This is a genomic window from Rheinheimera faecalis (assembly GCF_021290965.1).
Classification (GTDB): Bacteria; Pseudomonadota; Gammaproteobacteria; order Enterobacterales; family Alteromonadaceae; genus Pararheinheimera; species Pararheinheimera faecalis.
Window position 1 is genome coordinate 385,514 of sequence record NZ_JAJOYT010000001.1, and the last position, 26,368, is coordinate 411,881.

A 26,368-nucleotide genomic window follows, 5' to 3' on the forward strand; every position below is an offset into this window, starting at 1 on the left:
GTGTTATTGGTGGATGATCACGAGCTGGTTCGTACCGGCATCAGTCGTATACTAATGGACGAACGTGGCATCAAGGTCATAGGTGAAGCTATTTCCGGTGAAGCTGCCATCCAGTTTTGTCGCGCCCAGACACCAGATGTGGTGCTGATGGATATGAATATGCCTGGTATGGGCGGTATGACCGCGACCAAACGTATATTACATTATTGTCCTGAGATTAAGGTTCTGGCGTTATCTGTCTCTTGTGAAGAGCCTGTTCCTACCAAAGTAATGCAACTCGGTGCCGCAGGTTTTATTTCGAAAAATGCCGCCCCCTCAGAAATGGTCAGCGCAATACGTAAAGTACATGCAGGCGAGCGTTATATCTCAGGTGAAGTCGCACAAAAGATGGCGATGAGCCGCGTGACCAGCAGTAACCAGAATCCTTTTGAAGAGCTATCTGACCGTGAAATGCAGATTATGTTGATGATCACCCGTGGTCAGAAGGTCAACGACATAGCTGAACAGTTGAATGTCAGCGCCAAAACGGTCAATTCCTACCGCTATCGTATGTTTGAAAAACTGGATATCAGCGGTGATGTCGAGTTGACTCATTTAGCTTTGCGCCACGGCATGATCGACATTGCGAAGTTATAACTGCCTCCATGATGTTTAATACCGATGTTTGACGCCAAAAGCTTCCTGAAAACCGCGCCCCATATGCCGGGCGTGTATCGTATGCTGGATCAGAAAGAAACCGTCATTTATGTCGGTAAAGCCAAAGATCTGAAAAAACGCTTATCCAGTTATTTCCGCCAGAATGTGTCCGGTAGCAAAACCCGCGCTTTGGTCAGCCATATTCGCAGCGTAGAAATTACGGTCACACAAAGTGAAACTGAAGCGCTGATTTTAGAAAATAATCTGATTAAGCAGTACCTGCCGAAATACAATATTCTGCTTAGGGACGATAAATCTTACCCTTTTATTTTGATCACCAATCATAAACACCCGCGTATCAGTTCGCACCGTGGACCTCGGAAAGTGGAGGGGCAGTATTTTGGTCCTTATCCAAGCGCAGGCGCTGTGTGGGAAAGTTTAAAGCTGCTGCAAAAAGTATTTCCTATCCGCCAGTGTGAAGACGGCTTTTACCGCGCCCGCACCCGGCCTTGTTTGCAATACCAGTTAAAACTCTGCTCAGCGCCTTGTGTTGGCAAAATCTCTGACGAAGATTATGCAGCTGAAGTGAAAAATACCTCGTTATTTTTATCCGGCAAAAGCCAGCAGTTGATTGAGCAACTGGTGCAGCAAATGGAAAAAGCCAGCAGCGAGATGGCCTTTGAAAAAGCAGCGCAGTTTCGCGATCAAATCGTCAGCTTGCGCAAAGTACAGGAACAGCAATACGTCAGTGGTGATCACGAAGAGATGGATGTGATAGCTCTGGAGTGGTCGCATGGTGTGGCTTGTATTCATGTGCTTTTTATTCGTGATCATAAGGTTCTGGGCAGTAAAAACTTTTTCCCTAAAGTGCCGGCAGGTTCTGAACCTGAAGAAATTTTGCCGTCCTTTTTAGCTCAGTTTTATTTAAGTGGTGCCGGTGGCCAAATGGTGCCAAAAGAACTGGTTTTAAGCGAGCAGGTAGCTGATGACGAACAACTGGCTCAGGCCATTGGTGAATTAGCGCAACGTAAAGTCAGTTTTGTCTATGCTAAACGCGGCGAAAAAGCTCGTTATTTAGCCTTAGCGCAAAAAAATGCTCAGCTGGCTGCTGCCACTAAGCTGTCCGTTAAAGAGCAGGTGGCAGTGCGTTACCGAGAGCTGAAACAAACGCTGAAGCTTGAGTTGTTAGAGCGGATGGAATGTTTTGACATCAGTCATACCATGGGCCAGTCGACTATTGCCTCCTGCGTCGTATTTGACGGTCATGGCCCAAATAAAAGCGAATACCGTCGTTTTAATGTCGAAGGCATTACGCCCGGTGATGATTATGCCGCTATGTTGTTCGCGTTAAATAAGCGCTACGGCAAACTCACCGATGAAAGTCGTATCCCGGATTTGATTTTAATAGACGGTGGCCAGGGGCAGTTGACTCAGGCGATTAACTTTTTCAGTGACTGGCCTTTTGCGAAAAGACCCTTATTGGTCGGGGTTGCCAAAGGCACCAGTCGTAAACCTGGTCTTGAAACTTTAATTTTACCGGACAACCCTGCAGGTTTTTCTCTTGCCTCAGAATCACCGGCTTTGCATTTAATTCAGCAAATCCGCGACGAAGCACACCGTTTTGCTATCACCGGCCATCGCAATAAACGCGGTAAAGCCATTATTAAAAGCCCATTAGAAAATATCGACGGAGTAGGTGAGAAACGCCGACAAGCTTTGTTACAATACCTCGGAGGTTTGCATGGCGTGATGCAGGCTTCTGTGGACGAACTCGCGACAGTACCGGGAATTTCCAGGCAACAGGCCGAAAAGATTTACCAGGCATGTCACAATAACTAAAAATTTGTGCCGACTTTGAGAAGTAGTGTTATGTGGAATATTCCAAATCTGTTAACTCTGTTCCGATTGTGTTTGATCCCGGTTTGTTTATTCTGCTTCTACTCTGAACTGGAACACGCCCGTTTTTTTGCCGCTTTTGCCTTTTGGTTTGCCGCTATCACTGACATGTTAGATGGTTATTTAGCCCGTAAGATGCAGCTGATGACTCCTTTTGGCGCTTTTTTAGATCCGGTCGCAGACAAATTGATGGTCGCAGCAGCTTTAGTACTGATTGCTGTGGATATGCAAACCTTGTGGGTGACTATTCCGGCTTTTATTATGATTAGCCGCGAGATTTTAATTTCAGCCTTACGTGAATGGATGGCTGGGGTAGGTCAGCGCGCTCAGGTCGCTGTATCAGAAGTAGGCAAATACAAAACAGCAGCTCAGATGTTGGCTTTAATTGGCTTAATTTGGCAACCTGTGGGCTGGCTGACCGATTTAAGTATGGCATTGCTGTATATAGCCACTTTATTGACTGTCTGGTCTATGTTGGTTTATCTGAAAGCATCCTGGCCAGCGCTGAGTAAATAAGCGGAAAAAGTTTGCAAAAACAGCAGTGAAGCTACTTTTTGAGCAAACGAATTTAAAAGCATAAATTTGTGGTTGACGTAAAAGCATAAACCAGTAGAATGCGTCTCGTGTTACGGCGAATGGCCAGTAAAAAGCGGGCATAGCTCAGTTGGTAGAGCGCGACCTTGCCAAGGTCGAGGTCACGAGTTCGAGCCTCGTTGCCCGCTCCAAGTCGTACGCCAGATGGCGGGTTGGCAGAATGGCCATGCAGCGGATTGCAAATCCGTCCACCTCGGTTCGACTCCGGGACCCGCCTCCATTTAACGTTGTACTTGGTTAGATGCTGTTGGCTGTAATACAAAATTGAAAAGTGTTTGCCCGGGTGGTGAAATCGGTAGACACAAGGGATTTAAAATCCCTCGCTCGAAAGGGCGTGCCGGTTCAAGTCCGGCCCCGGGCACCATCTCAACAGCAATATGTTGAGATAAGCTGAAAAACATTAAATACCAAAGCAGGTTGTTATCTGCAAAATGCCTAAGCGGGCATAGCTCAGTTGGTAGAGCGCGACCTTGCCAAGGTCGAGGTCACGAGTTCGAGCCTCGTTGCCCGCTCCAAATTCAGAAAAAAGCAGCCTTCAGGCTGCTTTTTTCGTTTCAGAATATCTTAGAAATATTCTCTGCGATTTGGATTCAGAGTGGTGATACAAAAAAAGCGGCCAGAGCCGCTTTTTAGTAGGTTTAGTCGAGCGCTTAGCTGACCAACTGTGGCCCTAACCACAGACTAAACAAGCTAATCGCCACTATACCGACCAGATTCAGCACCAAGCCGGCTCTGACCATATCTTTAATCTGCAACTTACCTGACGCGAACACTATAGCGTTTGGCGGTGTGGCCACTGGCAGCATAAAGGCGAAGCTGGCGGCTAATGCTGCTGGCACAACCAAATACAGTGGTGATAACTCCATAGAGACAGCCACAGGGCCTAATAATGGCAGGAAGGCTGCGGCCGTTGCTGTATTGCTGGTTACCTCAGTCAGGAAGATAATCAGACTGGTAACTGCTACCAACAGCAGGATAGGTGGCACGCCCTCCAATAACTGAAGTTGTTGCGCCAAGAGTTCCGCCACACCGGTTTTTTGGATCTGATCCGCCATACTCAAACCACCACCAAACAGTAATAACACGCCCCAAGGCACATTCTGACTGTCCTTCCATTCCAACAAGGCAGTGCCAGAACCTTTTTCTCCCGGCAATAAAAACAATAGTGCGGCGGCACAAAGCGCTATGACAGTGTCGCTGATGGGCAGTCCAGTCCATTTCACTAACCACTGCTGGCTGATCCAGCTTAATGCTGCCAGTGCAAACACCATAAGCACCAACTTTTGTGAACGAGACATCAGGCCTAATGCTTTTAACTGGGCTGGAGTGTCATTTTGGCCTGAGTCAGTTGCAGGCATACGGAAATGGATTTTAGTCAGCCACAACCAACAAACTACAAGCATGGTCAGCGCCAACGGAACACCCAATATCATCCAGTCTGCAAAGCTGATTTGAATGCCATAACTTTTCGATAGATAAGCAGCCAGTAAAGCATTAGGAGGTGTACCAATGAGAGTTGCAATACCGCCGATACTGGCACTGTAGGCAATACCCAATAAAACCGCTTTACCAAACTGATCCTGGGTTGACGCATTCGCCATGGCAATAATAGATAAGCCGATAGGCAGCATCATCACGGATGTGGCGGTGTTGGACATCCACATCGATAAAAAAGCAGTGACGCCCATCAAGGCTGCGACTTGCAGGCCAGGTGAAGTCCCGACTAATGACAGTGCTTTTAGCGCAATTCTCCTGTGCAAATTGGTTTTTTCCATCGCAATAGACAGGAAAAAACCACCGAAAAATAAAAAGATCAACGGATGAGCATAAGGGGATGTTGCTGCGTCAAGTTTATCTATACCCAACAGAGGAATAAATATCATAGGCAGCAAAGAGGTGACAGGGATAGGTACAATTTCGGTGATCCACCAAAGCACCATCCAGGCCATTAAGCCTGTAACCATCCATGCTGCCTGGCTCATTTCAGTAGCCGGAGGGGGTAAAAAAATAGTCAGTAAGAGTAATAAGGGACCGCAGAGCAGAAGTAAGCGGCTGGTAATTGGTGACATAGACAATCCTTACTAAAAGAAACCGGAGCTAAGCTCCGGCGTGATCAGAACAAAAACTTAAGGCCTAAAGCGGCCGCATGATCGTTGTCGGTTTCGAAATTGAGTTTGGACAGAAGCAGGTAAGCCGTCAAATTGTTTCGCCATTGATAATCCAATCCAATGTTATTCAGACGCGCGTTTTCGGCGTGGCGGGTTTGGCTGTCATCCTTTTGCCATTGCCATTTGTAAGTCCAGTCGCCGCGCTGATAGCTCAATTGAGCCAGCCATGCATCGCCCTCTATGTTGCGTACCACATGTTCACTGTGTTGATACATCAAGCCTGCAGCAAGTACCGCGCCGTCCAGTTGCCACAAAGGCATTTGAGCTAACAAACGTTCTGCTGTGATGTTATTCAGTTCGTCCGTTCGGCCATAGGCCAGATAAAGTGGATATTTTTTTAATGCAGGGTCGCCATATCCCAGCACCCAATCATAACCACCTGCAACCTCGTCGCTGGCTCCCGTTTGATAGGTGGCGGAAAAGTTAAAACCTTCAATCATTGGTGACTGGTAGCCAATCACATTTTCCAACCTGTCCTGACCCGGTGTAATTTGAGCAATATCGGCCACTGTTTCGTTAAACAAATCGATTTTGCCTTCAGACTTTTTAAACCTGGTGTCGTTTTTACCAAACACCAGTTCGCCATAAGTGCCGGCAACACCAATATAGGTATTACGTGAACCCAGTCTGTGATCTCTGTTGGCATCGTCCAGGCCATTGACCTGCCACTCATAGACTGCGATAACAGCCAGCCCATCGGTCAATTGATGTTTGGCTTTGACACCTAAACGAGAGAAGGGTGCCTCAATCTGGCGACCCTCATCGGCATAACGATACAAGCCCTTTTCTACATCCAGAGCCTGTAATTCAAGTTTACCGTACCAATCCCATTCAAAGGCGCTGGCAGCAGGGCTAAAAGCCAGAGTGGTACAAATGGCGGCGGATAAATACGACTTAACCATGTTGCACCTCCACTGTTGCAGCAGTTGTAGCTGGTGTTGTCGCAGCAGTAGCACTATGTTGCGGCGTTGCGCCTTGGGCAAGTTCTCTGTCCAGCTGTGCTGTGTCCAATTCACCACACCATTTTGATACCACTAAAGTCGCCACACCGTTACCAATTAAGTTGGTTAAGGCCCGCGCTTCAGACATAAATCTGTCTATACCTAAAATCAAAGCTATACCAGCTACAGGCACCGAGCCTACCGAAGCTAAAGTTGCAGCTAATACAATAAAACCGCTGCCGGTCACGCCAGCTGCGCCTTTAGAGGTCACTAATAACACGGCCAGCAGAGTCAGTTGCTGAGTTAAATCCATAGGCGTATCTGTCGCCTGAGCGATAAACACTGCCGCCATGGTCAGATAAATAGCTGTGCCGTCGAGGTTAAAGGAATAACCTGTTGGGATCACTAAACCTACTGTGGATTTAGTGGCTCCCAGCCTTTCGAGTTTAGCCATCATACGTGGCAGTACAGATTCAGAAGACGATGTGCCTAATACGATCAGCAACTCTTCTTTGATATAGCGGATAAACTTGGTGATCGAAAAACCGTGGTAGCGGCAAATTGAGCCCAGCACAACAAAAATAAACAGCAGGCAAGTGATGTAGAAGGTCGCCATTAAACCAGCCAGGGACCATAAAGTCGCTATACCGTATTTACCTATGGTAAAGGCCATGGCACCAAAAGCTCCGATAGGGGCGACTTTCATCAGCATATGCACTATGGCAAATAATACTTCAGAGCTTTTTTCCACATAACCAAAAATCAGATTCTGCCGGCCGCCTAAACGCTGCAGCGCAAAACCAAACAAAATGGAGAAAAACAGTACTTGCAGCATGTCGCCACGGGCAAAGGCATCAAATACGCTGCTTGGGATCACGTTCAGTAAAAAGTCTGTGGTGCTTTGCATCTGATCAGGAGCTGTGTATTTACTGATGGATTGCTGGTCCAGACTGGCTGGATCTATATGCATGCCCACACCAGGTTTGACGACATTAATCACCACTAAACCTATAACCAGAGCTATGGTAGAGACAATTTCAAAATAGAGTAGGGCGTAACCACCTGTTTTCCCGACTTTTTTCATATCTTCCATACCGGCTATACCCACAACTACGGTACAAAAGATAATGGGCGCGATAATCATTTTAATCAGCTTGATAAAAGCTGTGCCCAGCGGCTGCATGGCGGTGCCAAGCTCCGGGTAAAAATGACCTAAAAAGATACCTATACTGATGGCGACTAACACCTGGATATAAAGGCTGGATAACAGCTTTATAGCTTTATTTTTCATTGTTATTGTCTCTCTGATTATGGAGAAAATCTCCCTGTCAGACAGTCAATAGCAAAGAGGAAGCCAGCTTTTTGATCTCAGAAATATCTTTTAAATACAGTTGGTTATGCGCTTTATTTTGGGAGGTGGTGAAAGCTTGTGTGGATTTCCGCACAAAGTAAAATGAGCTCTGTCACCAAATCCGCACAAGGTGTTGATTAGTCTTCGTTTTTGTCCAGAAAATCGCGGCGGGTCAGTTGGTATTTCGCCATTTTGTCGTACAAGGTCTTGCGGGGTAAATCCAACTCGGTCATCACAGCTTTAATGGCACCTTTGTGCTGGTTTAAGGCCTCTTCAAGCAGCATTTTTTCATAATACTCAACCCGCTGTTGCAAACTCATGCTGCCGGTGATGCCATGTTCGGCTTTATGTGGCTGTTGGTTAAACGCAATGTCAGCACCCATCAAGACATAACGCTCGGCCATATTACGTAGCTCACGCACGTTGCCAGGCCATTGGTGCTGGGCTAATTGCTGCAACTCTACACTTTGTAATGGAATATATTCTTTATGAAAACGCGCTGCAGCAATGCGGGCAAAATGCGAAAATAGTAAAAACACATCGTCTTTACGCTGACGCAAAGCGGGCAGGTGTAAATCCACCAGAGACAAGCGGTAATACAAGTCGCTGCGAAACTCCCCTGTACTTGCCAGCTGTTTTAAATCTGCTTTACTGGCTGCTATCACCCTGATATCCAACTCTATGGCCTGGTTTGAACCCAAGCGGGTGACTTTACGTTCTTCCAAAACCCTTAGCAGTTTGACCTGTAAAGACAGAGGCGTGCTTTCTATTTCATCCAGCAGCAAAGTACCACCGTTGGCAAACTCAAACTTACCAATACGTTTTTTGTCGGCTCCGGTAAAAGCGCCTGCTTCGGCGCCAAATAACTCACTTTCAATCAACTGCTCAGGAATGGCACCACAGTTAATGGCGACAAAATTGTGCTGACGTCTGTCACTTTGTTCATGTAGATAACGGGCGACCAGCTCTTTTCCTGTGCCGGTTTCACCATAAATCAGTACATCAGCAGGGGCATTGATCACCGCATCCAAAGTGCGACGCAGCTGCTGCATAGCAGGGCTTTGCCCTAAGATCCGTAAACCTGGTTGCTGTTCCCGTTCGACTGCTGCTTTTAACTGACGGTTTTCAAGTACTAAAGAACGTTTTTCCAAAGCACGGCGGCTGACCTCCACCAGATGATCATTATCAAAGGGTTTTTCCAGAAAATCATAGGCGCCTTGCTGCATCGCTTTTACCGCCAGAGATACAGCGCCATAACCTGTCAGCATCACGACAGGGATTTCAGCGTCAATGGCATGAATTTTCTGCAACAATTCCAGGCCGTTTAGAGCTGGCATATGCATATCGGTAATGACGATGCCGCTGAATCCTGTATTGATGCGACTTAGGACTTCTCCGGGGTTGGCTGTGGTGACACAAGGCAACTCTTCCAGTTTAAACAGCTGACTGACTGCGCTTCGAATATCGGCTTCATCGTCAATAAAAATAATAGCTGGAAGCTGCTGCTCTATGTTTGCCATTTAAGACCCCGTTGTCGCTATCAAAAGCACGATAATAAACTCAGCTCCACCTTGTGGCGCGTTACGCACCTCAAGCTGACCACCAAAAGATTGCACTATACGTTGGGAGATGGAAAGGCCTAAACCAAGACCGTCCCGTTGTTTGGTGCTAAAAAAAGCCTCAAAAATGCGCTCTAAATGATGAGGTTCTATACCAGGGCCCTGATCACGGATATGAATGCTGACTTGTTGTGCTTGTGTTCTGACCGCTATATGAAAGGCTGCATCTGCTTGTCCTGCCATGGCCTGCACGCCATTGGTCAGAATATTCACCAGCACTTGCTCCAGCTGAATACTGTCCGCCAAAACCAAAGGGGACTGTTCAGGCAGTTGCAGTCGCACTTTTACCCCTTGCTGCTGACACTGGTGTTTCACTATACCCAGCGCGTCCAGCACCAGTTTATTAACCTGCACCAGTTGGTTTTTGCCAGAGCTTTTACGGCTGAAATCTTTAAACTGCGCCACTATCACACTTAAGCGCTGCATTAATTGTCGCATCGCCTGGATATTGGTCTTGGCGTCATCCAGATAACCTTTGTCGATCAGCTTTTCTGTGGTTTGTGCGTAGCTTTGCAACGCCGTTAGCGGCTGATTTAATTCATGATTCAGTGAAGCAGACAAAGCGCCAATGGTCGCGAGTTTAGCCGTTTGTACCAGATGTTGTTCGGTTTGTGCCAGTTCGCTTTCAGTTTGCTCACGCCGTTCAATCTGGCGTATAAGCTGCCTGTTGGTTTCTGCCAAATCTTTAGTACGGGCTATCACCCTTTGTTCCAGTTGCTGATTGTGTTGCAGCAACTGCAGATGACGTTTTTTCCGCTCGCGCCGCACCCAAATCGCCAATAAGGCAGAGCTATAAACTAAAGTTACTAACAACAAGGCTGACCACAAGGCCGATTGTTGTGGGGCAGGAGAGGCCAGTACTGTTAAGGTCCAGCCAAACTCTGGCAAGGTACGCTGGTAAGGTAAAAAGCTCAGAGTTTTATTTTCAATAGGTAAACGCCACAGCGGATAGGCAGGTGCAAGCAAGGCGGAACTCACAGCATAGTGCATAGGTTCTATCGCCTGAGTGATGTAACGCTGTTGCTCTTGCGCGCTTAGTGGCTTGCCGGTAAGACTGGTTAAGCGCCACTCTGGCACATCAGACAAAAACACCTCATCACTTTGCCCAGTCACCATAAAGTGGCTATCGGCTAAACCTGCAATTTGTTGCTGATGCTGCTCTATGGGTTCCAAATCCACTTTGGCTACCATCACAGCCAGGATCTGTCCTTTGATACGAACAGGCACGCTGTAGTAATAACCCCGGCGTTCGCTGGTATGGCCCAAAGCGTAATACTGTGCATCCTGACCAGCCAACGCATCCTGGACATAAGGCCTGAAACCAAAATCACGGCCCAGATAATAAATTCTTCCGTTGGCATTGGAGCTGGCTATGACTATGCCTGATGGATTCACCAGATATAAATCAGCGACATCGGCACTTCGTTGCAATTGAAATAAATATTGATTCAGCTGATCTGCACTATCCGGCAGCTCTTGTAATAGCGACTGCAGCAAGCCGGAATTCGCGATCTGCTTTGGTAAGTCTGCGTAGCGGCCTATTTCATAACGAATAAATGCAGCAAGGTTGTCACTTTGATGCTGAGCTTTGACTGCAAGCTGGCGATAGTTCCAGTGCTGAGCAGCAGAGGCAGCCAGTAGCAATACCAGCAGATAACCACAAAGCAGCAAGAACCAGCGCAGCTGTTTACTCATTCGTCTTTGCTCATTAGCTGTGTCTTTGAGCTGTGGTGGCCTTTGGTGCGGCCAAAACCGAAGCTTCTTCCGTTTTACTTGAACTTAATAGTTTAGATTCCAACTCCGCCATTTCAGACTGGGTCAGTTCACGGTACTGACCTGTTTTTAACTCAGCAAGGCGTACATTCATAATGCGAACCCGCTTTAATTTAGTGACGTTAAAGCCTAAAAACTCCGTCATACGGCGAATCTGACGGTTCAGGCCCTGAGTCAAAATGATATTAAAGGTTTGGCGGGAAATTTGTTTAACCTGACAAGGCAAAGTAATAGTCTCAAGGATAGGCACACCAGAGGCCATCTTGCGCAGAAACTGCTCTGTAATAGGCTTGTCGACCGTGACTACATATTCTTTTTCATGCTCGTTGCCAGCACGCAGAATTTTATTAACTATGTCACCGTCGTTGGTCAGAAAGATCAGGCCTTCAGATTCTTTATCCAGACGACCTATAGGGAAAATACGTTCAGGATAGCCCATGGCATCGATGATATTGCCTTTGACATCCAGCTCAGTGGTGCAGGTAATACCCACAGCTTTATGGTAGGCCAGATAAACCCGGCGTGGTTTGGCTTTCAGCGGCTTGCCTTGTATCAGCACCTGATCCTGTTCTGATACTTTGGTGCCGAGCGTACCCACCTGACTGTTCACAGTCACCAGACCTTGTTCAATCAGCTTATCGGCTTCACGGCGTGAACAAAAACCTGTGTCACTAATAAATTTATTTAAACGAAACAATGTAGTTTGGTCCACAGCATGACACCCGGCAGTTGAAAAAGGACGATAGTTTAGGTGCACAACGCATCAGGGGCAAGGCTGGCGTTTATTTTAGAGCAGAAAACTGACGAGGTCTTGGCAAGGCGACCAGATCAGGTAAACTTGCAGCTCACTATTTAGAAGGGACCACTGATGTTACCTATTCAGCATTATTTCCCCAAAGCCGATGCCTTAGTTTATGGTTGCATGGGATTGGGTGGCAGCTGGGATCAACCCACCACCAGTAAAGAACAACGAGATTTATCTTTTACCGCTATAGATGCGGCACTTGAAGCCAATATTCGCTTTTTTGATCACGCGGATATTTACACCAGAGGCAAAGCCGAAGCTGTGTTTGGTGAATATCTGGCGGCTCATTCCGGCTTACGTGAAAAGCTGATACTGCAAAGTAAATGTGCTATCCGTTTTGCTGATGCAACCGCAGTTGGGCGTTATGATTTTAGTAAAAGTTATATTGTCGAATCAGTACATCAGTCGCTAAAACGACTGCAAACCGACTATTTAGATATTTTATTGCTGCACAGACCGGATCAACTGATGTTGATTGACGAAGTGGCTGAAGCTTTTGCAGAGCTGAAACAACAAGGTAAAGTGAAAGCTTTTGGTGTTTCCAATTTTGGTTGGCCACAAATGCAGTTACTGCAATCTGTATTGCCCGATCCATTGGTAGCAAATCAGCTGCAAATGAGCCTGAACGACTTAAACTGGCTGGAGCAAAACGTACTGACGGCTATGCCGGATGGTGCAGCTCACCATTACAGTTACGGCACAGTCGAATACTGTCAGTTGCACAAAGTACAACTGCAGGCTTGGGGCAGTCTGGCACAAGGCTTGTTTACCGGTGGTCGCACACCCGAAACTGCCGCCCAGCGCTCTACAGCTGCATTAGTTGCTTCATTAGCTGCGGATTATCAAACCAGTCCTGAAGCTATAGCTCTGGCCTTTCTACTAAAACACCCGGCAGGTATTCAGCCTGTGATAGGCACAACCTCACCAGCTCGTATTGCCGCTTGCCAGAAAGCCTTAACCGTCAACTTAAGCCGTGAACACTGGTATGCGCTTTATGTTGCTGCCAGGGGTAAGCCTTTACCTTAATCTCTTCGTAATGAAAAAAGGGCCATCAGGCCCTTTTTTAGTGGAACCAGGAGCCACTACTTAGTTTCTGGCACAGACTGCAAATACTGACTGTTTGGCTGCTTTAAAATAGTCTGCCAGGAACCGTAAGTCGGGTTGGCCAATACAAACCATTTTGCGCCCCAATAGTCCTGGTACTTGTCCACCAAAGCTGAACGTTGTTCAGGCGTGATATTTTTCTTCACGTCAGGCAGGAAATCGCCAAAGTCATCACCAATCGACATTAAAATACGGAAATCTTTGGCGGCAAGCAGACGGCGGCTTTCTTTTTCGCTGCTCCAGCCTTTTTGTTCTGACTTTAACCAAATTTGTGAGGCATCAATTTTTGCGATGCCCACAGCTTTTAAGTTACGCAGCGTGTCGGTTTTTTGTGGGCAGCTGTCATTGGAGCCAGCACGCTTTTCACACTCACGGTTGCTGATATACAGCACCTTCACACCAGCAGCTTCAGCTTTATTCACAAAAGAGACAGCGCCTGGTACTGCTTTGGCTGCGGCCATGGCAACCCATTGATCCCAACGTTTTGGCTCATAACCCAGATTTAATAAAACGCCTTGGGCCGCTGTGGGTGAGTTATCCAGAATAGTCTCGTCTATATCAACAATAATGGCCATCGGCAGCTGCTGGTAGTCGGTGGTCTGATTTGGTAAAGCTGTCCAGCTTTTATTAGCAATAGCCTGAGGTAACTGCAAAGCAGCGGTCTGGTATGTCTGAATGGCACTGGCTTTAAATTCGGCTGAGGTTTGGTACCACAAGGTGGCATTCATATTATCGTGAGTGACGGCTTGAGAAATAAAAGAGCAGAACATCAGACTAGTCAGCGTCAGAAAACGTGATGACTTCATAAAGGACTCCAAGGCTATAAAAATAAACAGATTAAGCGGTGTTAGGGCCACAACACTGTTCCAGACAGTGGTGACAGTGACATACCGTCCTTCCATGGACATAAAAAAAGCCCCCGCAATGCGGAGGCCTTCAGACTTAGGCTTTATCCGCACCGGGATCAGCTTTTGCTGCTTTGTCAGACTGCTTGTCTGAAAGGTTATTCAGTGAAATAACCTTGGTTTTACTGATCTTATGACGATAAATCTCACGCAGATAATGAATCGACTTTTTCACACTGTCGCGGGATAAACGAATGTCATTAATAGAGACAAACTTGTCTTTATTACGGATCAGCTCACGGTATTTTTTCTCGTACATGGGTTTGATCGCATACCAATTGGTATCGAGAATTTTCGCTGGATTTTCAAACTCATGCAGCATGCTGTCCAAACGCTCTTCATCGAAGTGTTCATCACGGATAAAGTCCAGCATGGCTTTGTCCAGCGAATCATTAAAGCGATAGTCGTCTTTGGCGAAACAACGTTTGATAAAAGACACAATCAAGGTCAGGAAGTCGTCACTTAAACACGGACTTTTTACAATCAGTGTGGTCAGCGAGATATTCGCTGAAGCGCCAATCACCAGTGCATAACGCTTTAAGGTAGTGTTTGGGAACAAGGTATTTAAATGGCTCTTCAGGCGATTTAAATCCATGTACGACAGTTTGTAGTCTTTTGGCAACGAAATAATAGAGACGACTGACGAACAGTTCTTAAAGAAATGCAGATCTTTTAAATCTTTTGGATCGTAGCCGCTTTTCACATAAGAAGCTAAAGCTTCACGGTAACGACCAGACTCTATAGGTAATAAACTGATGCCCTCAATGGCCTGTGTCACTTTGTTAAAGTGGGGCAGGTCAATGGAGCGGAAAAACAGATCGTCAATGTTCAAACCACTATTGCTGTTTTTATCGAAGAGTTTCAGTTTATCCACAGCAGCAGGGGTGCTTGGGATCACTGATTCAGCATAAGCCACGGCAACGGGGCCAGCCAGACTCATAAACAAGTCGTTAGCGTCTAAACGTATGGTTTCACCAATGTCGATGCCGGCACGGCGGAAGTAGTTTTCGTCGTAATCTGTGGTGACAGCCTGAGCTGTGAGGATGTTGAAAATCTGTTGAGAAATATACTGGTTGGCATATTTCTCCATCGCATTCACGTCGATATGCTGAATTTCGCCATCATCAGTTTCTTCGGCATAACGCATAATGTCGTTAGAAATCAGCATCATCGCGTTCCATGGACGGATGCGGTGCATCACGCTGGATTCGTCGCTGTCTTCATTTTCCAGGTTGTAAGAGAAATCCCATTCTTCAGCCAGGTACTTACATAACAAACGACCTGAGTTGATATGCAGAGCTTCAGACATCTCCACGCCATGATCGGTAATATTCGGCAGAATACAGATACCGCTGGTGAATATAGGTTCAAATACAAAAGAGTGACCAGCGTTGGCTTCATTTTCCATTTCTGGTCTGGTGTCGAAGGTCTTGGCCATATAAGCGTATTGCTGGGCCAAACCAAACTCTGAGGCCATACCAGAACCTGTACCACCACCGGCGCTGAAAATATAGAAATACAGACGGGATTGGTTGGCTTTGATGCCACAGGAGTCAATCAGATAAGAGTGAATGAATTTCCAATCCGGATTAGAAAACTTCTGTGTATCTTTGTTCAGAATGATTTTTGCTAAATACTGACCCAAAATAGGAGCGTTACCTGCACCACCGGCATGGACTTCTGACAAGTCCATAATTTTCATCTTGTTGTAGTCTTGCAGAAAGTTAGATTTTTCACCTTTGTGCGAGAAACGAATACGACCTTCGATGTCTTTATCCAAATCCCCCAACATCACCAGAGGTTCAATCAGAAACACAGGTTTGACCTGATGCGATTTATCCAGGTTTAAACCTTTCTTAATCCAACGCACAGGACGGTATTCAGTTTCTTTTTGCTGACGTTCTTCAATATTAAATTCGTTCATATAGAAGCTGCGGGCGTTATACACAAGAGAAGCCACGTCCAGCGCTATATTAGAACCACATCGGCCTAAACCTATTAAACAGACCGAAGGGAATTGTTGCTGACGTCTGTTGACGTCTTCGACTTCTGAAGCCGGAATGGGGAAGACACTGTTTCGTAAAGCATCCAGATTGGACAAAATCCGACTCAGATCGCGTTCAGTGAAATACATGTAGCGGCCTGAACCAAAATTCAGGTCAGCTTCAGTTTCAGTCGCAGAAAATGGACGCACTGTTAAATTGACATCGTCTTTACCGGCGCTGCTTTTTATCACTTTTGTACTCATGGATGACCTTCCGGGCTATTTTTATTGTTCTTAGCTGCTATCTATTCAAGTCATAAACATAGACTTAGCTGTCTATTATTACAATTGGCATGAAGAACAGTACAGCAAAATCATCGAAGAGAATTGAACTTTTTGATAATCAGGAAAATAAAACTGAAAAAGTCCGCAATTGCGTAAAAATAAATGGGATCAGAAGCTGTCGATTTTAGTTTTTTGCTTCTGATCCCATCCCCCTGACCGTTACATATTTGGCCCTACATATTCGGATAGTTTGGACCACCGGCACCTTCAGGTGTCACCCAGGTGATGTTCTGACGTGGGTCTTTAATATCGCAGGTTTTACAGTGAATACAGTTCTGTGCATTGATCTGCAGTCTTGGCTGATTATTCTCTTCAATGATTTCGTAAACACCTGCAGGGCAATAACGCTGGGCAGGTTCATCATACAAAGCTAAGTTCACAGTGACAGGAATAGAAGCGTCAGCCAGTTTTAAATGGCAAGGCTGATCTTCTTCATGGTTAGTGTTGGATAGATACACCGACGACAAACGGTCAAAGCTCAATTGATTGTCTGGTTTAGCATACTGAATTTTAGGCGCTTCGGCCGCTGTTCTTAACGTCAAATGATCAACAGTGTCATCTTTTAACGTGAAGGGCAGTTTGCCAGCGAAGATATTCTGATCCAGTGTATTAAACGCGCCACCCCAGAATGAACCAAATTTATGCATAGCAGGGCCAAAGTTGCGGCTTCTGAACAACTCATCAAATAACCAGCTTTGCTTGAAATGCTCAGCAAATTCAGTGAGATCAGCACCGGTTTTGTCTTGCTGCAATGCCGCAAAAATAGTTTCTGCAGCCAACATGCCGGATTTCATCGCGGTATGGTTGCCTTTAATTTTGGCAAAATTCAAGGTACCAGCGTCACAGCCAACCAAAACACCACCAGGGAAAGTCATCTTAGGCAGGCTGTTCAGGCCGCCTTTGGCAATAGCGCGGGCGCCATAAGACACACGTTTACCGCCTTGCAGGTACTGTTTAATGACCGGATGCTGTTTGTAACGCTGAAATTCTTCAAAAGGACTCAGATGTGGGTTGCTGTAGTTCAAATCGACAATTAAACCGACCACAATCTGCTGACCTTCGGCGTGGTACAAATAGCCACCGCCGCTGGTATCTTGTTGCAATGGCCAGCCAGCGCTATGGACTACTAAACCTTGTTGATGCTGCTCTGCAGGCACATCCCAGATTTCTTTAAAGCCTAAAGCATAATGCTGAGGAGAACAGTCTTTATCCAGCTCAAAACGTGCAATCAGTTCTTTACCTAAATGGCCGCGGCAGCCTTCAGCAAAGACAGTGTATTTACCTCTAAGCTCCATAGCAGGGACATAGCTGTCTTTCTGACTGCCATCATGGGCTACACCCATTTCACCTGTAATCACGCCTTTAACGATATTATCTTCAATCAGTAACTCTGCGGCAGCAAAGCCAGGAAATATCTCAACACCCAGTTGTTCAGCCTGAGTCGCTAACCAGCGGCATAAGTTGCCGATAGAGACAATGTAATTGCCTTCGTTATGCATGGTTTTTGGAACCAGGAAGTTTGGCAATTTTTGCGCTGCTGTTTCGTCTTTTAACAGGTAAATATGGTCTTGCGTAACCGAAGCGGTCACGGGAGCCTGCATTTTTTGCCAGTCAGGAAATAATTCATTTAAAGCGCGGGGTTCAAATACAGCGCCGGATAAAATATGGGCGCCAACTTCAGAGCCTTTTTCGACAACACATAAGCTTATTTCAGTGCCCGCTGTTTTGGCCTGTTGAGCTAAGCGGATAGCTGTTGATAAGCCCGCAGGGCCCGCACCAACTATCACTACATCAAATTCCATCGACTCACGTTCAACCACAACAACCTCAACTTATCCATCTTTTTTGTCTGGCTTTTTGCCTTGTTCTGCTGATGGATGATTATCTTGACATAAAATTCATAACTTCTGCTGTTTGCTAGGGTATTTCAGGTTGACGTTAACGTCAACAGTAAGTAGATTGATGACCTGGAAAGAATCAGCTTTACCTTAACGTCAACTTAGTGCTGAGTATAGCGGCCGAATGGGGTTTTTATGAAGATTTTAGTACCGGTCAAACGGGTCATAGATTACAACGTCAAAGTACGGGTAAAGGCCGATCAAAGCGGTGTGGATTTAGCTAACGTTAAAATGGCATTAAACCCGTTTTGTGAAATTGCGGTAGAAGAAGCCGTGCGTTTAAAAGAAGCTGGCATTGCAACAGAAGTGGTGGTGGTTTCTATTGGTCCAGCTGCAGTACAGGAGCAACTGCGTACCGCTTTAGCTTTAGGCGCAGATCGTGCTTTGCAGATTGATACCGATTTGACTTTAGATTCGCTGCAAGTGGCCAAATTATTAAGCAAAGTTGTGGCTGACGAGCAGCCGCAATTGGTGATTTTAGGTAAACAAGCCATAGACTCAGACAACAACCAGACAGGCCAGATGCTGGCTGCATTAACTGGTATGGGTCAGGGCACTTTTGCGTCAAAAGTCGTAGTGGCCGATGGCAAAGTAAAAGTAACCCGCGAAATAGACGGCGGTTTACAGCAAGTGGAATTGAACTTACCTGCAGTCGTATCGACAGACTTGCGCTTAAACGAGCCACGTTATGCGTCACTGCCTAACATTATGAAGGCTAAGAAAAAACCTTTGGATGTGAAAGCGGCCGACAGCTACGGTGTGAACTTAAGTTCTAACGTGACGACCGTCAAAGTGACAGCCCCTGCAAGTCGCAAAGCGGGTGTAGTTGTGAGCTCTGTGGATGAGTTAGTTGCCAAATTAAAACAAGAAGCGAAGGTGATCTGATGGCCATTTTAGTTATTGCAGAACACAACAATCAGAGCCTGAAGGCTGATACTCATAAAGCAGTGAAAGCGGCCAGCCAAATTGGTGGCGATATCCATTTGTTAGTGGCAGGTTTTAATTCTTCAGCTGCCGCAGCAGAAGCTGCCACTTTGGCAGGTGTGAGCAAGGTATTACACGCCGATGCATCAGCTTATCAGCATCAACTGGCTGAAAATATCAGTTTGCTGGTAACAGAACTGGCGAAGGATTATCAGCATGTCGTAGCCAGCGCGACGACTAACGGTAAAAACTTTTTACCCCGTGTTGCCGCTTTATTAGACGTCGCACAAATTTCAGACGTCATAGCCATTGAAAGCGCCGATACCTTTGTGCGTCCTGTTTATGCTGGTAACGCGATAGCGACAGTAAAAAGCAGCGATGCTATTAAAGTGCTGACCGTGCGCTCTGCAGCTTTTGATGCTGTGGAGACAGGCAATAATGCAGCTATTGAAAGTATCAACCTTGCGAAAGATGCTGGTGTATCGAGTTTTGTCAGTGAAGAACTGACGAAGTCAGAGCGTCCAGAACTGACGGCAGCCAAAGTGATCATCTCTGGTGGTCGCGGTATGCAAAATGGCGAAAACTTCGCGCTGTTAAACGGTATTGCTGACAAGCTGAACGCCGCTATTGGTGCATCACGCGCTGCAGTAGACGCGGGTTTCGTGCCGAACGATATGCAGGTAGGCCAGACAGGTAAAATTGTTGCGCCAGATTTGTATATTGCTGTAGGTATTTCCGGTGCTATTCAGCATTTGGCCGGTATGAAAGACTCTAAAGTGATAGTTGCGATTAACAAAGACCCTGAAGCGCCTATTTTTCAGGTGGCGGATTATGGTCTGGTCGGCGATTTGTTTGCTATCTTGCCAGAGCTGGAAGCTAAGATTTAACTTTTACCTTCACTCTCAAGAGGGCCTGCTTTGGCCCTCTTTACTCAAGTTAATAAATTGCTTACAAATTTCTTCTATAACTCTCTTGTCCGCTTTGAATTCGATCTCTAAGATAGGCTACTAATGCGCTGTCGCAAGGCTTTTCGCCGTTTGGGTGAGCAAGCTGTTCAGGAGATGAAAAATGAAAAAAACGTTAACTCTGAGTGTGCTTGTGTTGTCACTGGCCGGTTGTGAGACTGTACCAGCAGACAAAGATAGTTTGGCAACGCAATTGGATGGTCCTTTGGCACAACTGCAACTGGACACCCGTCAATTGCAGTTACGGCTGGAACGACTGACCGAAAACAAAGAATGCCAACAAGATAACCAATGTAAAGTCATAGGTGTTGGCGCACGCCCTTGTGGTGGACCGGATCAGTATTTGCTTTACTCGACACTGCATACAGATGAAAAAATGTTAAGCTACACTAACGACCGTTACCAGAAGCTAAAAAAGCAGCAAAATGAAAAGCTTGGCTTAATGTCCACTTGTCAGATGCTGATGCCTCCGGTCAGTGCTTGCATTGAAAATAAATGCGCTTTAGGTAACGCGATCCGCTGACAGACTTGATGTAGAGAGGACCATGACCCCACAACCTTTGTTTATTTTATCTATTGTTTTTGCTGTGGTGATGGTCTGTTGTCTGTGGGGGATGCTGTATTGGCGCCGACAGACCAATCAATTGCTGCAACAACTGTCTTTATTACAAACCACAAGCCAGCTACAAGCTCAGCAAAGCCAGCACGATCAACAGACGCTGCAGCAGGCTCAACAGCAGCTGCAACAGGCTCAGGACGACTTCAAAGATTTAAGTTATCAACAGCAAAAGTACGCCGCTGAACTCGCCCGTAGTCAAAGCCAGTATCAGCAGGTGTCAGAACTCTGGACTGAGTTAAAACAACAACATCAGGCCCAGCAGCAGGACTATATGCAGCTGCAGCGTGAATACAGTGCTTTGCAAATCAGTTTAAAAGAAAAGCAGCAGCATTTTGCCGAGCAACAGGCGTTATTACAAAACAGCAAACAACAACTCAGCCTTGAATTTCAGCAGCTTGCGCAGCAAATATTTGAAGATAAATCAGTACGTTTCCAGGCCTCTAATCAGGAAGCGTTAAACAGCTTATTGAATCCTTTCCGTTTGCAGTTAGATGCCTTTAAAAGCAAAGTGGAAGATATTCACCTGAAAGACAGTCAGCAGCAGGCGCTGCTCAATCACGAACTGCAGCATTTAAAAATCCTCAATCAACAGATCACCGAAGAAGCGCATCAACTGGCTGTGGCACTCAAAGGGCAGAAAAAAACTCAGGGTAACTGGGGCGAACTTGTTTTAGAGAATGTGCTGGAGCGTTCAGGTTTAAGAGCGGGTCAGGATTACCAGCGCGAGTTTTCAGTCACCCAGGAAGATGGCAATAAACTGCGGCCTGATTTAGTGGTGTTTTTACCCCAGGGTAAACATTTGATTATTGATGCCAAAGTATCCTTAAATGCCTATAGCCGTTATATCAATTCAGAAGACGATACAGAGCGTAAACTGGCGCTGCAGGAGCATGTGGCTTCAATGGCGGCCCGAATTAAAGAGCTGTCTGACCGTAATTACCACAAGTTACCGGGCCTGAATTCACCCGATCTGGTATTTATGTTTGTGCCTATTGAGTCGGCTTTTGTTGAAGCGCTAAAAGCCGATGAGACTTTGTTTCAGCAAGCGCTGAATCAGAATGTTTTGGTGGCGACGCCTACCACTTTGTTAACCAGCCTGAATATAGTGCGGCAGTTGTGGCGCTACGAAGAGCAGCATAAACACACGGCTGAATTGGCCAAACGAGCGGATGCGGTGTTTAACAAACTTCGCACCTTTCTGACCACCTTTTTAAGAGTGAAAGAAAGCTTAAACAAAGCGCAGGAAGCCTATGAAACCGCAGAAAGTCAGCTGTATAAGGGCAGGGCGAACCTGGTGAAACAGGTTAATGAGTTTAAGGATTTAACTCCTGCTATTCAGGCTGAGCTGCCGGAATATTTTGTTGAAAAGTCTCAGATTGAGTTTGACTCAGAACCTTTGCCAGAGGCAAAAACCTCGCCGGCTCCATAAAGCACTATGGAGCCGGCGAGCTGTCAGGTTTATACTAACGGCCTTTTTTGATTGCAGAGAATTTCAGTGAGTACTTCAGATTTCAGCGCCTTTATCCAACTTCTCCAACAAAAGCTTGAAAACAACAGCTGGCAAAAGCTGCTGTTAAGCAGTTATCAGGGCGAGGATACCAGCCTGGTGCGGATTGAAGTACGGCCAGTGTCTCTGAAAGATGTGGCACATTTAAGTTTTTTATACCGTCATAAAACCCGCGATATTACGAAAAACTTTGCAGTGAGCGAAGGGCTGCAACAGATCCAAAATTTATTAGGCACAGAATTCAAAGCTGCTCATTTCACAGCTTTGGACAGCGAAACTCAATTAAGTGTCAGTAAAAAAGGCAAAGTGTTAAGCAGCACCAAAGCTATTAAGCAAGCAGCTGGAAGCGCCACAGCCTTGACGCATGATAAAGAAAAACAGCGTTTTCTGACGCTGGACAGACCTTTTTTACAACAGCTAGGTGTGACTGATACCAACCATAAGCTGGTACCGGCTATGTCGCGCAAATGGAAGCAAATTAATAAGTTTGTCGAAGTCTTTGACCGGGCTTTAAGTCAAACCGGTTTAAAACAAAAACCTGCAGTGCATATTGCCGATTTTGGTTCAGGCAAAGCCTACCTGACCTTTGCGGTGCATGACTACCTGATACACCAGCTGGGGCTTGATGCCAAAGTGACAGGAGTCGAGCTGCGCCAGGAGCTGGTGGATTTATGTAATGGTGTGGCCTGCGATTTAAATCTGCAGGGTATTGGTTTTGAGCAGGGCGATGTAAAACATTTTCAGGCTAAAGGCATAGATGTGATGATAGCCCTGCACGCCTGCGATATTGCTACGGATTACGCTATTCATATGGGCATTCGCACCGGCGTTTCAATGATTATGTGTTCGCCTTGTTGCCATAAACAACTGCGGCCACAACTCATAAGCCCGCCGTTACTGCAACCTATGCTCAAACACGGCATTCATTTAGGTGAACAAGCCGAAATGCTAACCGACAGCCTGCGCGCCTTATTGCTGGAAGCTTATGGGTATGACACTCAGGTGTTTGAATTTATATCGCTGGAACACACCAGCAAAAATAAAATGATCCTGGCGGTAAAAAGCCAAAAGCCTAAAAGCCGCGAACAGATTCTGGCTCAGGTGCAACAAATCAAAAGCTTCTACGGTATACAGCAGCATTGCCTGGAAGAGTTATTGTTGCAATCCGAATGATTCAGCGTTTTAAGATTATAGAGACCGGCCTTTACGCCGGTTTTTTTATGTGGGAAGGGCTATAAAGAGGAATCCGACGAGCTACCAGGCTGCTCCATCTTTTTAAAACCCAAATTTCAGGCACAAAAAAACCGACTAAAAAGTCGGCTTTAAAGTTGGTTGCGGGAGCCGGATTTGAACCGACGACCTTTGCCCGGGGTTATAAAGAGGAGGCCGACGAGCTACCAGGCTGGTCCATCCCAAATTTCAGACACAAAAAAACCGACTAAAAAGTCGGCCTTAAAGTTGGTTGCAGGAGCCGGATTTGAACCGACGACTTTCGCCACGGGGTTATAAAGAGGAGACCGACGAGCTACCAGGCTGCTTCATCTTTTTAAACCCTAAATTTCAGATACAAAAAAACCAGCATTAAGCTGGCTTTAAAGTTGGTTGCGGGAGCCGGATTTGAACCGACGACCTTCGGGTTATGAGCCCGACGAGCTACCAGGCTGCTCCATCCCGCGTCCGTATCTTAACACCGAGCAGAGTGTGTTAAGTGGGGTACTACTTCTTTAAATTACTTAAGAAAACTTAAGTTGGTTGCGGGAGCCGGATTTGAACCGACGACCTTCGGGTTATGAGCCCGACGAGCTACCAGGCTGCTCCATCCCGCGTCCGTATTGATAGTTGAGCAGTAACTATCAGGATTTAAAACAAACATCGAATTGGTTGCGGGAGCCGGATTTGAACCGACGACCTTCGGGTTATGAGCCCGACGAGCTACCAGGCTGCTCCATCCCGCGTCCGTGTTTGCGGGGCGCATAGTAGAGCTTTTGACATAGCAGCGCAAGGCTTAATATCAGTAAATTCCAAAGAAGTGAACTGACTGCACAATTATTAAACGCATAGGTCTTTAAGTAGGCGATAGTGGCAGTTTCTGGAGTAGTAGCCCCGCAAATCTTTGTTTTTCAGCTGAAAAACATCCCAATGCTTTCGAAAGCGCTTCTGTTATAATGTGCGCCATTTTATTGCAGGGCAGATCATATGTTGGAATTCTGGGCCTTAACATCCAAAGGTGTTGAAGAGCTGTTGGCGGATGAGATCCGTCGTTATCAAGGCGAAATTATTAAATTAGGCATGGGCGTGGTGCGCTTTAAGGCTGAACTTAAAGATGCATATCAGCTGTGCTTATGGTCGCGTTTGGCGACTCGTATTCTACGCCTGGAACAATCCATCGAAATTGATGCCAATTCAGATCTGTATCAGGTCGCCATGCGCATTAACTGGCCTTCTTTAATGCGGATGGAACAAAGTTTTGCGGTTGAGTGTGTCGGTAAACACCCGACCATAGACAATACCCAGTTTGGTGGCATGCGCGTAAAAGATGCGATAGTGGATCAGTTCCGCGAGCGTTACGACGAGCGCCCCAATGTCGATCGTATGGATCCGGACGTCCGTTTTCAGGTGCGTTTAGAGCGTCAGCATTTCCATTTCTTTCAGGATTTCTCCGGCCCGTCACTGCATCAGCGTGGTTACCGTAAAGAGCAGGGCGAAGCTCCATTAAAAGAGCATTTAGCTGCCGCTTTATTATTGCGCTCTGGCTGGAAGGCTGATCAGCCTTTGTATGACCCATTTTGTGGTAGCGGTACTCTATTAATAGAAGCAGTGCTGATGGCACGTCAGTTAGCTCCAGGTTTAAAACGTGAAAAGTTTGCTTTTGAACAATGGGGCGACCACCAGCCAGAACTCTGGCAACAACTGCGTGCTGAAGCCTTAGGCTCACGTCAGGCTATTGCTGAAGGCGTGACTTTTGTCGGTAGCGATACCGATGAGCGTACTTTGCAAAAAGCCCGTCAGAACGCAGAGCGTGCTGGTGTAGCTGATTTTATTGAATTTATCACCCAGGATGCGACACAAATTCAGTCGGCGGTGTGCGCAGGCAAAGGCGTTATTATTACCAACCCGCCATACGGTGAGCGTTTAGGGGATTTGCCTCAGCTTATTCCTGTGTATGCTGAATTCTCTTTAGGTCTGAAAAAACACTACCAGGGCTGGCGTTTAGCCATTATTACCTCAAGCCCGGATTTATTGCGGGCGCTGAAGTTATCTAAAGCCAAAAGCTATAAGTTCACTAACGGTCCATTAGACTGTGAATTTACCATGTTTGATTTGACCGAACAGCAAGTACAGGTCAATGCCAACAGTCAAAGTGCAGCCTTGTTTTATGCGGAAAGTGAATCTTTTGGCAATCGCCTGAAGAAAAACGTCAAGCAGCTGGAAAAGTGGGCGAAACGCGAAAACATCAGTTGCTACCGTATGTATGACGCCGATATTCCGGAATACAATGTGGCAGTAGACTGGTATGACGGTGAAGTAGTGATCCATGAATACGCAGCACCTTCAAACGTTGATGAACAAATTGCGCAAAAACGTTTGTTTGATGTGGTGAACCTGGTGCCTAAAGTGCTGGGCATTAGCAGCGACAAGCTGGTATTAAAAGTTCGTGAAAAACAAAAAGGTAAAGATCAGTACCAGGCGCTGGCCAAAGCCGGTCAGTACAAAGAAGTCACAGAGTATGGCGCTAAGTTTTTAGTCAACCTGCGTGATTATCTCGATACCGGCTTGTTTTTAGACCACCGCGTCACCCGTTTGGCGATTCAACAGCAAGCCAAAGGCAAAAAAGTACTGAATTTATTTGCCTACACAGGCACAGCTTCGGTGCATGCTGCCTTAGGTGGCGCTTTGTCGGTGACGACTGTAGATATGTCAAATACTTATCTGGACTGGGCAAAACGCAACTTCCTGATCAATGGTCTGGATGGCAAAGCCTATCAGTTTGTGCAGGATAACTGTCTGGATTGGCTGAAAGGCTGTAAAAACCAGTTTGATTTAATCTTTGTTGACCCGCCAACTTTCTCCAATTCAAAACGGATGGAAGATACCTGGGATGTGCAACGTGATCATGTCAAGTTGTTGACCATGGTAGGTCGTTGTCTGGCGCCTAATGGCAAAGTAATTTTCTCCAACAATAAAAGACGCTTTAAAATCGACAAAGCTGAACTGGAAGAAGCAGGCTGGATCATCAAAGATATTTCAGCCCAAAGTTTGCCGGAAGATTTTAAACGTAATCCAAATATTCACGTGTGCTTTGAGCTGTTTAAACGCCTTGAAGAGTAAGTTTT

Annotated in this window: 19 protein-coding genes and 8 tRNA genes; 14 read left to right on the plus strand and 13 right to left on the minus strand. The window is 46.2% G+C overall.

From position 1 onward, the window contains the following. From uvrY to LSG34_RS01775, 7 genes are all read left to right on the plus strand, one after another. A complete protein-coding gene (gene uvrY / locus LSG34_RS01745) occupies positions 1–636 on the plus strand; it encodes a UvrY/SirA/GacA family response regulator transcription factor (protein WP_456300271.1) in 636 nt (211 codons plus the stop codon). 24 nt (positions 637–660) lie between these two features. Then, positions 661–2,475, plus strand: a complete 1,815-nt coding sequence (gene uvrC, locus LSG34_RS01750; RefSeq protein ID WP_233007101.1) for an excinuclease ABC subunit UvrC — start codon at positions 661–663, stop codon at positions 2,473–2,475. 30 nt (positions 2,476–2,505) lie between these two features. Then, the gene (gene pgsA, locus LSG34_RS01755) at positions 2,506–3,048 is read left to right on the plus strand and encodes a CDP-diacylglycerol--glycerol-3-phosphate 3-phosphatidyltransferase (RefSeq protein ID WP_147904704.1); all 543 of its coding nucleotides are present in this window, start codon (positions 2,506–2,508) and stop codon (positions 3,046–3,048) included. A gap of 133 nt (positions 3,049–3,181) precedes the next feature. After that, positions 3,182–3,257 (plus strand) — tRNA-Gly (locus LSG34_RS01760). Between the two features lie 15 nt (positions 3,258–3,272). Then, positions 3,273–3,346, plus strand: a tRNA-Cys gene (locus tag LSG34_RS01765). A 57-nt stretch (positions 3,347–3,403) separates the two neighbouring features. Continuing rightward, positions 3,404–3,490, plus strand: a tRNA-Leu gene (locus tag LSG34_RS01770). A 75-nt stretch (positions 3,491–3,565) separates the two neighbouring features. Continuing rightward, positions 3,566–3,641, plus strand: a tRNA-Gly gene (locus tag LSG34_RS01775). A 135-nt stretch (positions 3,642–3,776) separates the two neighbouring features. Here the strand turns inward: LSG34_RS01775 and LSG34_RS01780 are convergent. The 6 genes from LSG34_RS01780 to LSG34_RS01805 all read right to left on the minus strand — a co-directional run bounded on the left by LSG34_RS01780 (position 3,777) and on the right by LSG34_RS01805 (position 11,690). Continuing rightward, on the minus strand, positions 3,777–5,195 hold the full coding sequence (locus tag LSG34_RS01780) for an SLC13 family permease (protein ID WP_269822741.1): 1,419 nt from the start codon (positions 5,193–5,195) through the stop codon (positions 3,777–3,779). A gap of 44 nt (positions 5,196–5,239) precedes the next feature. Continuing rightward, positions 5,240–6,196, minus strand: a complete 957-nt coding sequence (locus tag LSG34_RS01785; RefSeq protein WP_233007103.1) for a porin — start codon at positions 6,194–6,196, stop codon at positions 5,240–5,242. Beyond that, positions 6,189–7,526 carry a dicarboxylate/amino acid:cation symporter gene (locus LSG34_RS01790; protein ID WP_233007104.1) on the minus strand — a complete coding sequence of 446 codons (1,338 nt, stop codon included), beginning with the start codon at positions 7,524–7,526 and terminating at the stop codon, positions 6,189–6,191. The genes LSG34_RS01785 and LSG34_RS01790 overlap by 8 nt, the downstream gene beginning before the upstream one ends. A 197-nt stretch (positions 7,527–7,723) precedes the next feature. Beyond that, positions 7,724–9,106, minus strand: a complete 1,383-nt coding sequence (locus LSG34_RS01795; RefSeq protein ID WP_233007105.1) for a sigma-54-dependent transcriptional regulator — start codon at positions 9,104–9,106, stop codon at positions 7,724–7,726. After that, positions 9,107–10,900, minus strand: a complete 1,794-nt coding sequence (locus LSG34_RS01800) for a sensor histidine kinase (RefSeq protein ID WP_233007106.1) — start codon at positions 10,898–10,900, stop codon at positions 9,107–9,109. Between the two features lie 13 nt (positions 10,901–10,913). After that, a complete protein-coding gene (locus tag LSG34_RS01805) occupies positions 10,914–11,690 on the minus strand; it encodes a pseudouridine synthase (protein WP_233007107.1) in 777 nt (258 codons plus the stop codon). Between the two features lie 156 nt (positions 11,691–11,846). On the opposite strand from LSG34_RS01805, the gene LSG34_RS01810 reads away from it, so the two are divergent. Further along, positions 11,847–12,809, plus strand: a complete 963-nt coding sequence (locus LSG34_RS01810; RefSeq protein WP_233007108.1) for an aldo/keto reductase — start codon at positions 11,847–11,849, stop codon at positions 12,807–12,809. Positions 12,810–12,865: 56 nt separating this feature from the next. Here the strand turns inward: LSG34_RS01810 and LSG34_RS01815 are convergent, their stop codons facing one another. The 3 genes from LSG34_RS01815 to LSG34_RS01825 form a co-directional block, all read right to left on the minus strand. Continuing rightward, positions 12,866–13,693, minus strand: coding sequence for a 5'-nucleotidase, lipoprotein e(P4) family (locus LSG34_RS01815; protein WP_233007109.1), 828 nt, complete (start codon positions 13,691–13,693; stop codon positions 12,866–12,868). 136 nt (positions 13,694–13,829) lie between these two features. Further along, positions 13,830–15,926, minus strand: a complete 2,097-nt coding sequence (locus tag LSG34_RS01820) for a hypothetical protein (protein WP_233007437.1) — start codon at positions 15,924–15,926, stop codon at positions 13,830–13,832. 368 nt (positions 15,927–16,294) lie between these two features. Then, positions 16,295–17,923 carry an electron transfer flavoprotein-ubiquinone oxidoreductase gene (locus tag LSG34_RS01825; protein ID WP_233007438.1) on the minus strand — a complete coding sequence of 543 codons (1,629 nt, stop codon included), beginning with the start codon at positions 17,921–17,923 and terminating at the stop codon, positions 16,295–16,297. A gap of 231 nt (positions 17,924–18,154) precedes the next feature. On the opposite strand from LSG34_RS01825, the gene LSG34_RS01830 reads away from it, so the two are divergent. The 5 genes from LSG34_RS01830 to LSG34_RS01850 all read left to right on the plus strand — a co-directional run bounded on the left by LSG34_RS01830 (position 18,155) and on the right by LSG34_RS01850 (position 23,207). Next, positions 18,155–18,904, plus strand: a complete 750-nt coding sequence (locus tag LSG34_RS01830) for an electron transfer flavoprotein subunit beta/FixA family protein (RefSeq protein WP_233007110.1) — start codon at positions 18,155–18,157, stop codon at positions 18,902–18,904. Further along, positions 18,904–19,830 (plus strand): electron transfer flavoprotein subunit alpha/FixB family protein, encoded by a 927-nt coding sequence (locus LSG34_RS01835; protein WP_233007111.1) that lies wholly within the window; start codon positions 18,904–18,906, stop codon positions 19,828–19,830. Before LSG34_RS01830 ends, LSG34_RS01835 begins: the two co-directional genes overlap by 1 nt. 181 nt (positions 19,831–20,011) lie before the next feature. Continuing rightward, on the plus strand, positions 20,012–20,431 hold the full coding sequence (locus tag LSG34_RS01840; protein WP_233007112.1) for a hypothetical protein: 420 nt from the start codon (positions 20,012–20,014) through the stop codon (positions 20,429–20,431). A 22-nt stretch (positions 20,432–20,453) separates the two neighbouring features. Next, complete coding sequence (locus LSG34_RS01845; protein WP_233007113.1) at positions 20,454–21,956, plus strand: DNA recombination protein RmuC; 1,503 nt, start codon at positions 20,454–20,456, stop codon at positions 21,954–21,956. A 66-nt stretch (positions 21,957–22,022) separates the two neighbouring features. Continuing rightward, positions 22,023–23,207, plus strand: coding sequence for a class I SAM-dependent methyltransferase (locus LSG34_RS01850; RefSeq protein WP_233007114.1), 1,185 nt, complete (start codon positions 22,023–22,025; stop codon positions 23,205–23,207). 156 nt (positions 23,208–23,363) lie between these two features. Here the strand turns inward: LSG34_RS01850 and LSG34_RS01855 are convergent. The 4 genes from LSG34_RS01855 to LSG34_RS01870 form a co-directional block, all read right to left on the minus strand. Beyond that, positions 23,364–23,451: transfer RNA gene (locus LSG34_RS01855), tRNA-OTHER, on the minus strand. Positions 23,452–23,633: 182 nt separating this feature from the next. Further along, a tRNA-Met gene (locus tag LSG34_RS01860) sits at positions 23,634–23,710 on the minus strand. 73 nt (positions 23,711–23,783) lie between these two features. Continuing rightward, positions 23,784–23,860, minus strand: a tRNA-Met gene (locus tag LSG34_RS01865). Positions 23,861–23,912: 52 nt separating this feature from the next. After that, positions 23,913–23,989 (minus strand) — tRNA-Met (locus tag LSG34_RS01870). 241 nt (positions 23,990–24,230) lie between these two features. Between LSG34_RS01870 and rlmKL the strand changes: the two genes are divergently transcribed. After that, positions 24,231–26,363 carry a bifunctional 23S rRNA (guanine(2069)-N(7))-methyltransferase RlmK/23S rRNA (guanine(2445)-N(2))-methyltransferase RlmL gene (gene rlmKL, locus LSG34_RS01875; protein WP_233007115.1) on the plus strand — a complete coding sequence of 711 codons (2,133 nt, stop codon included), beginning with the start codon at positions 24,231–24,233 and terminating at the stop codon, positions 26,361–26,363. Positions 26,364–26,368: the final 5 nt, after the last annotated feature.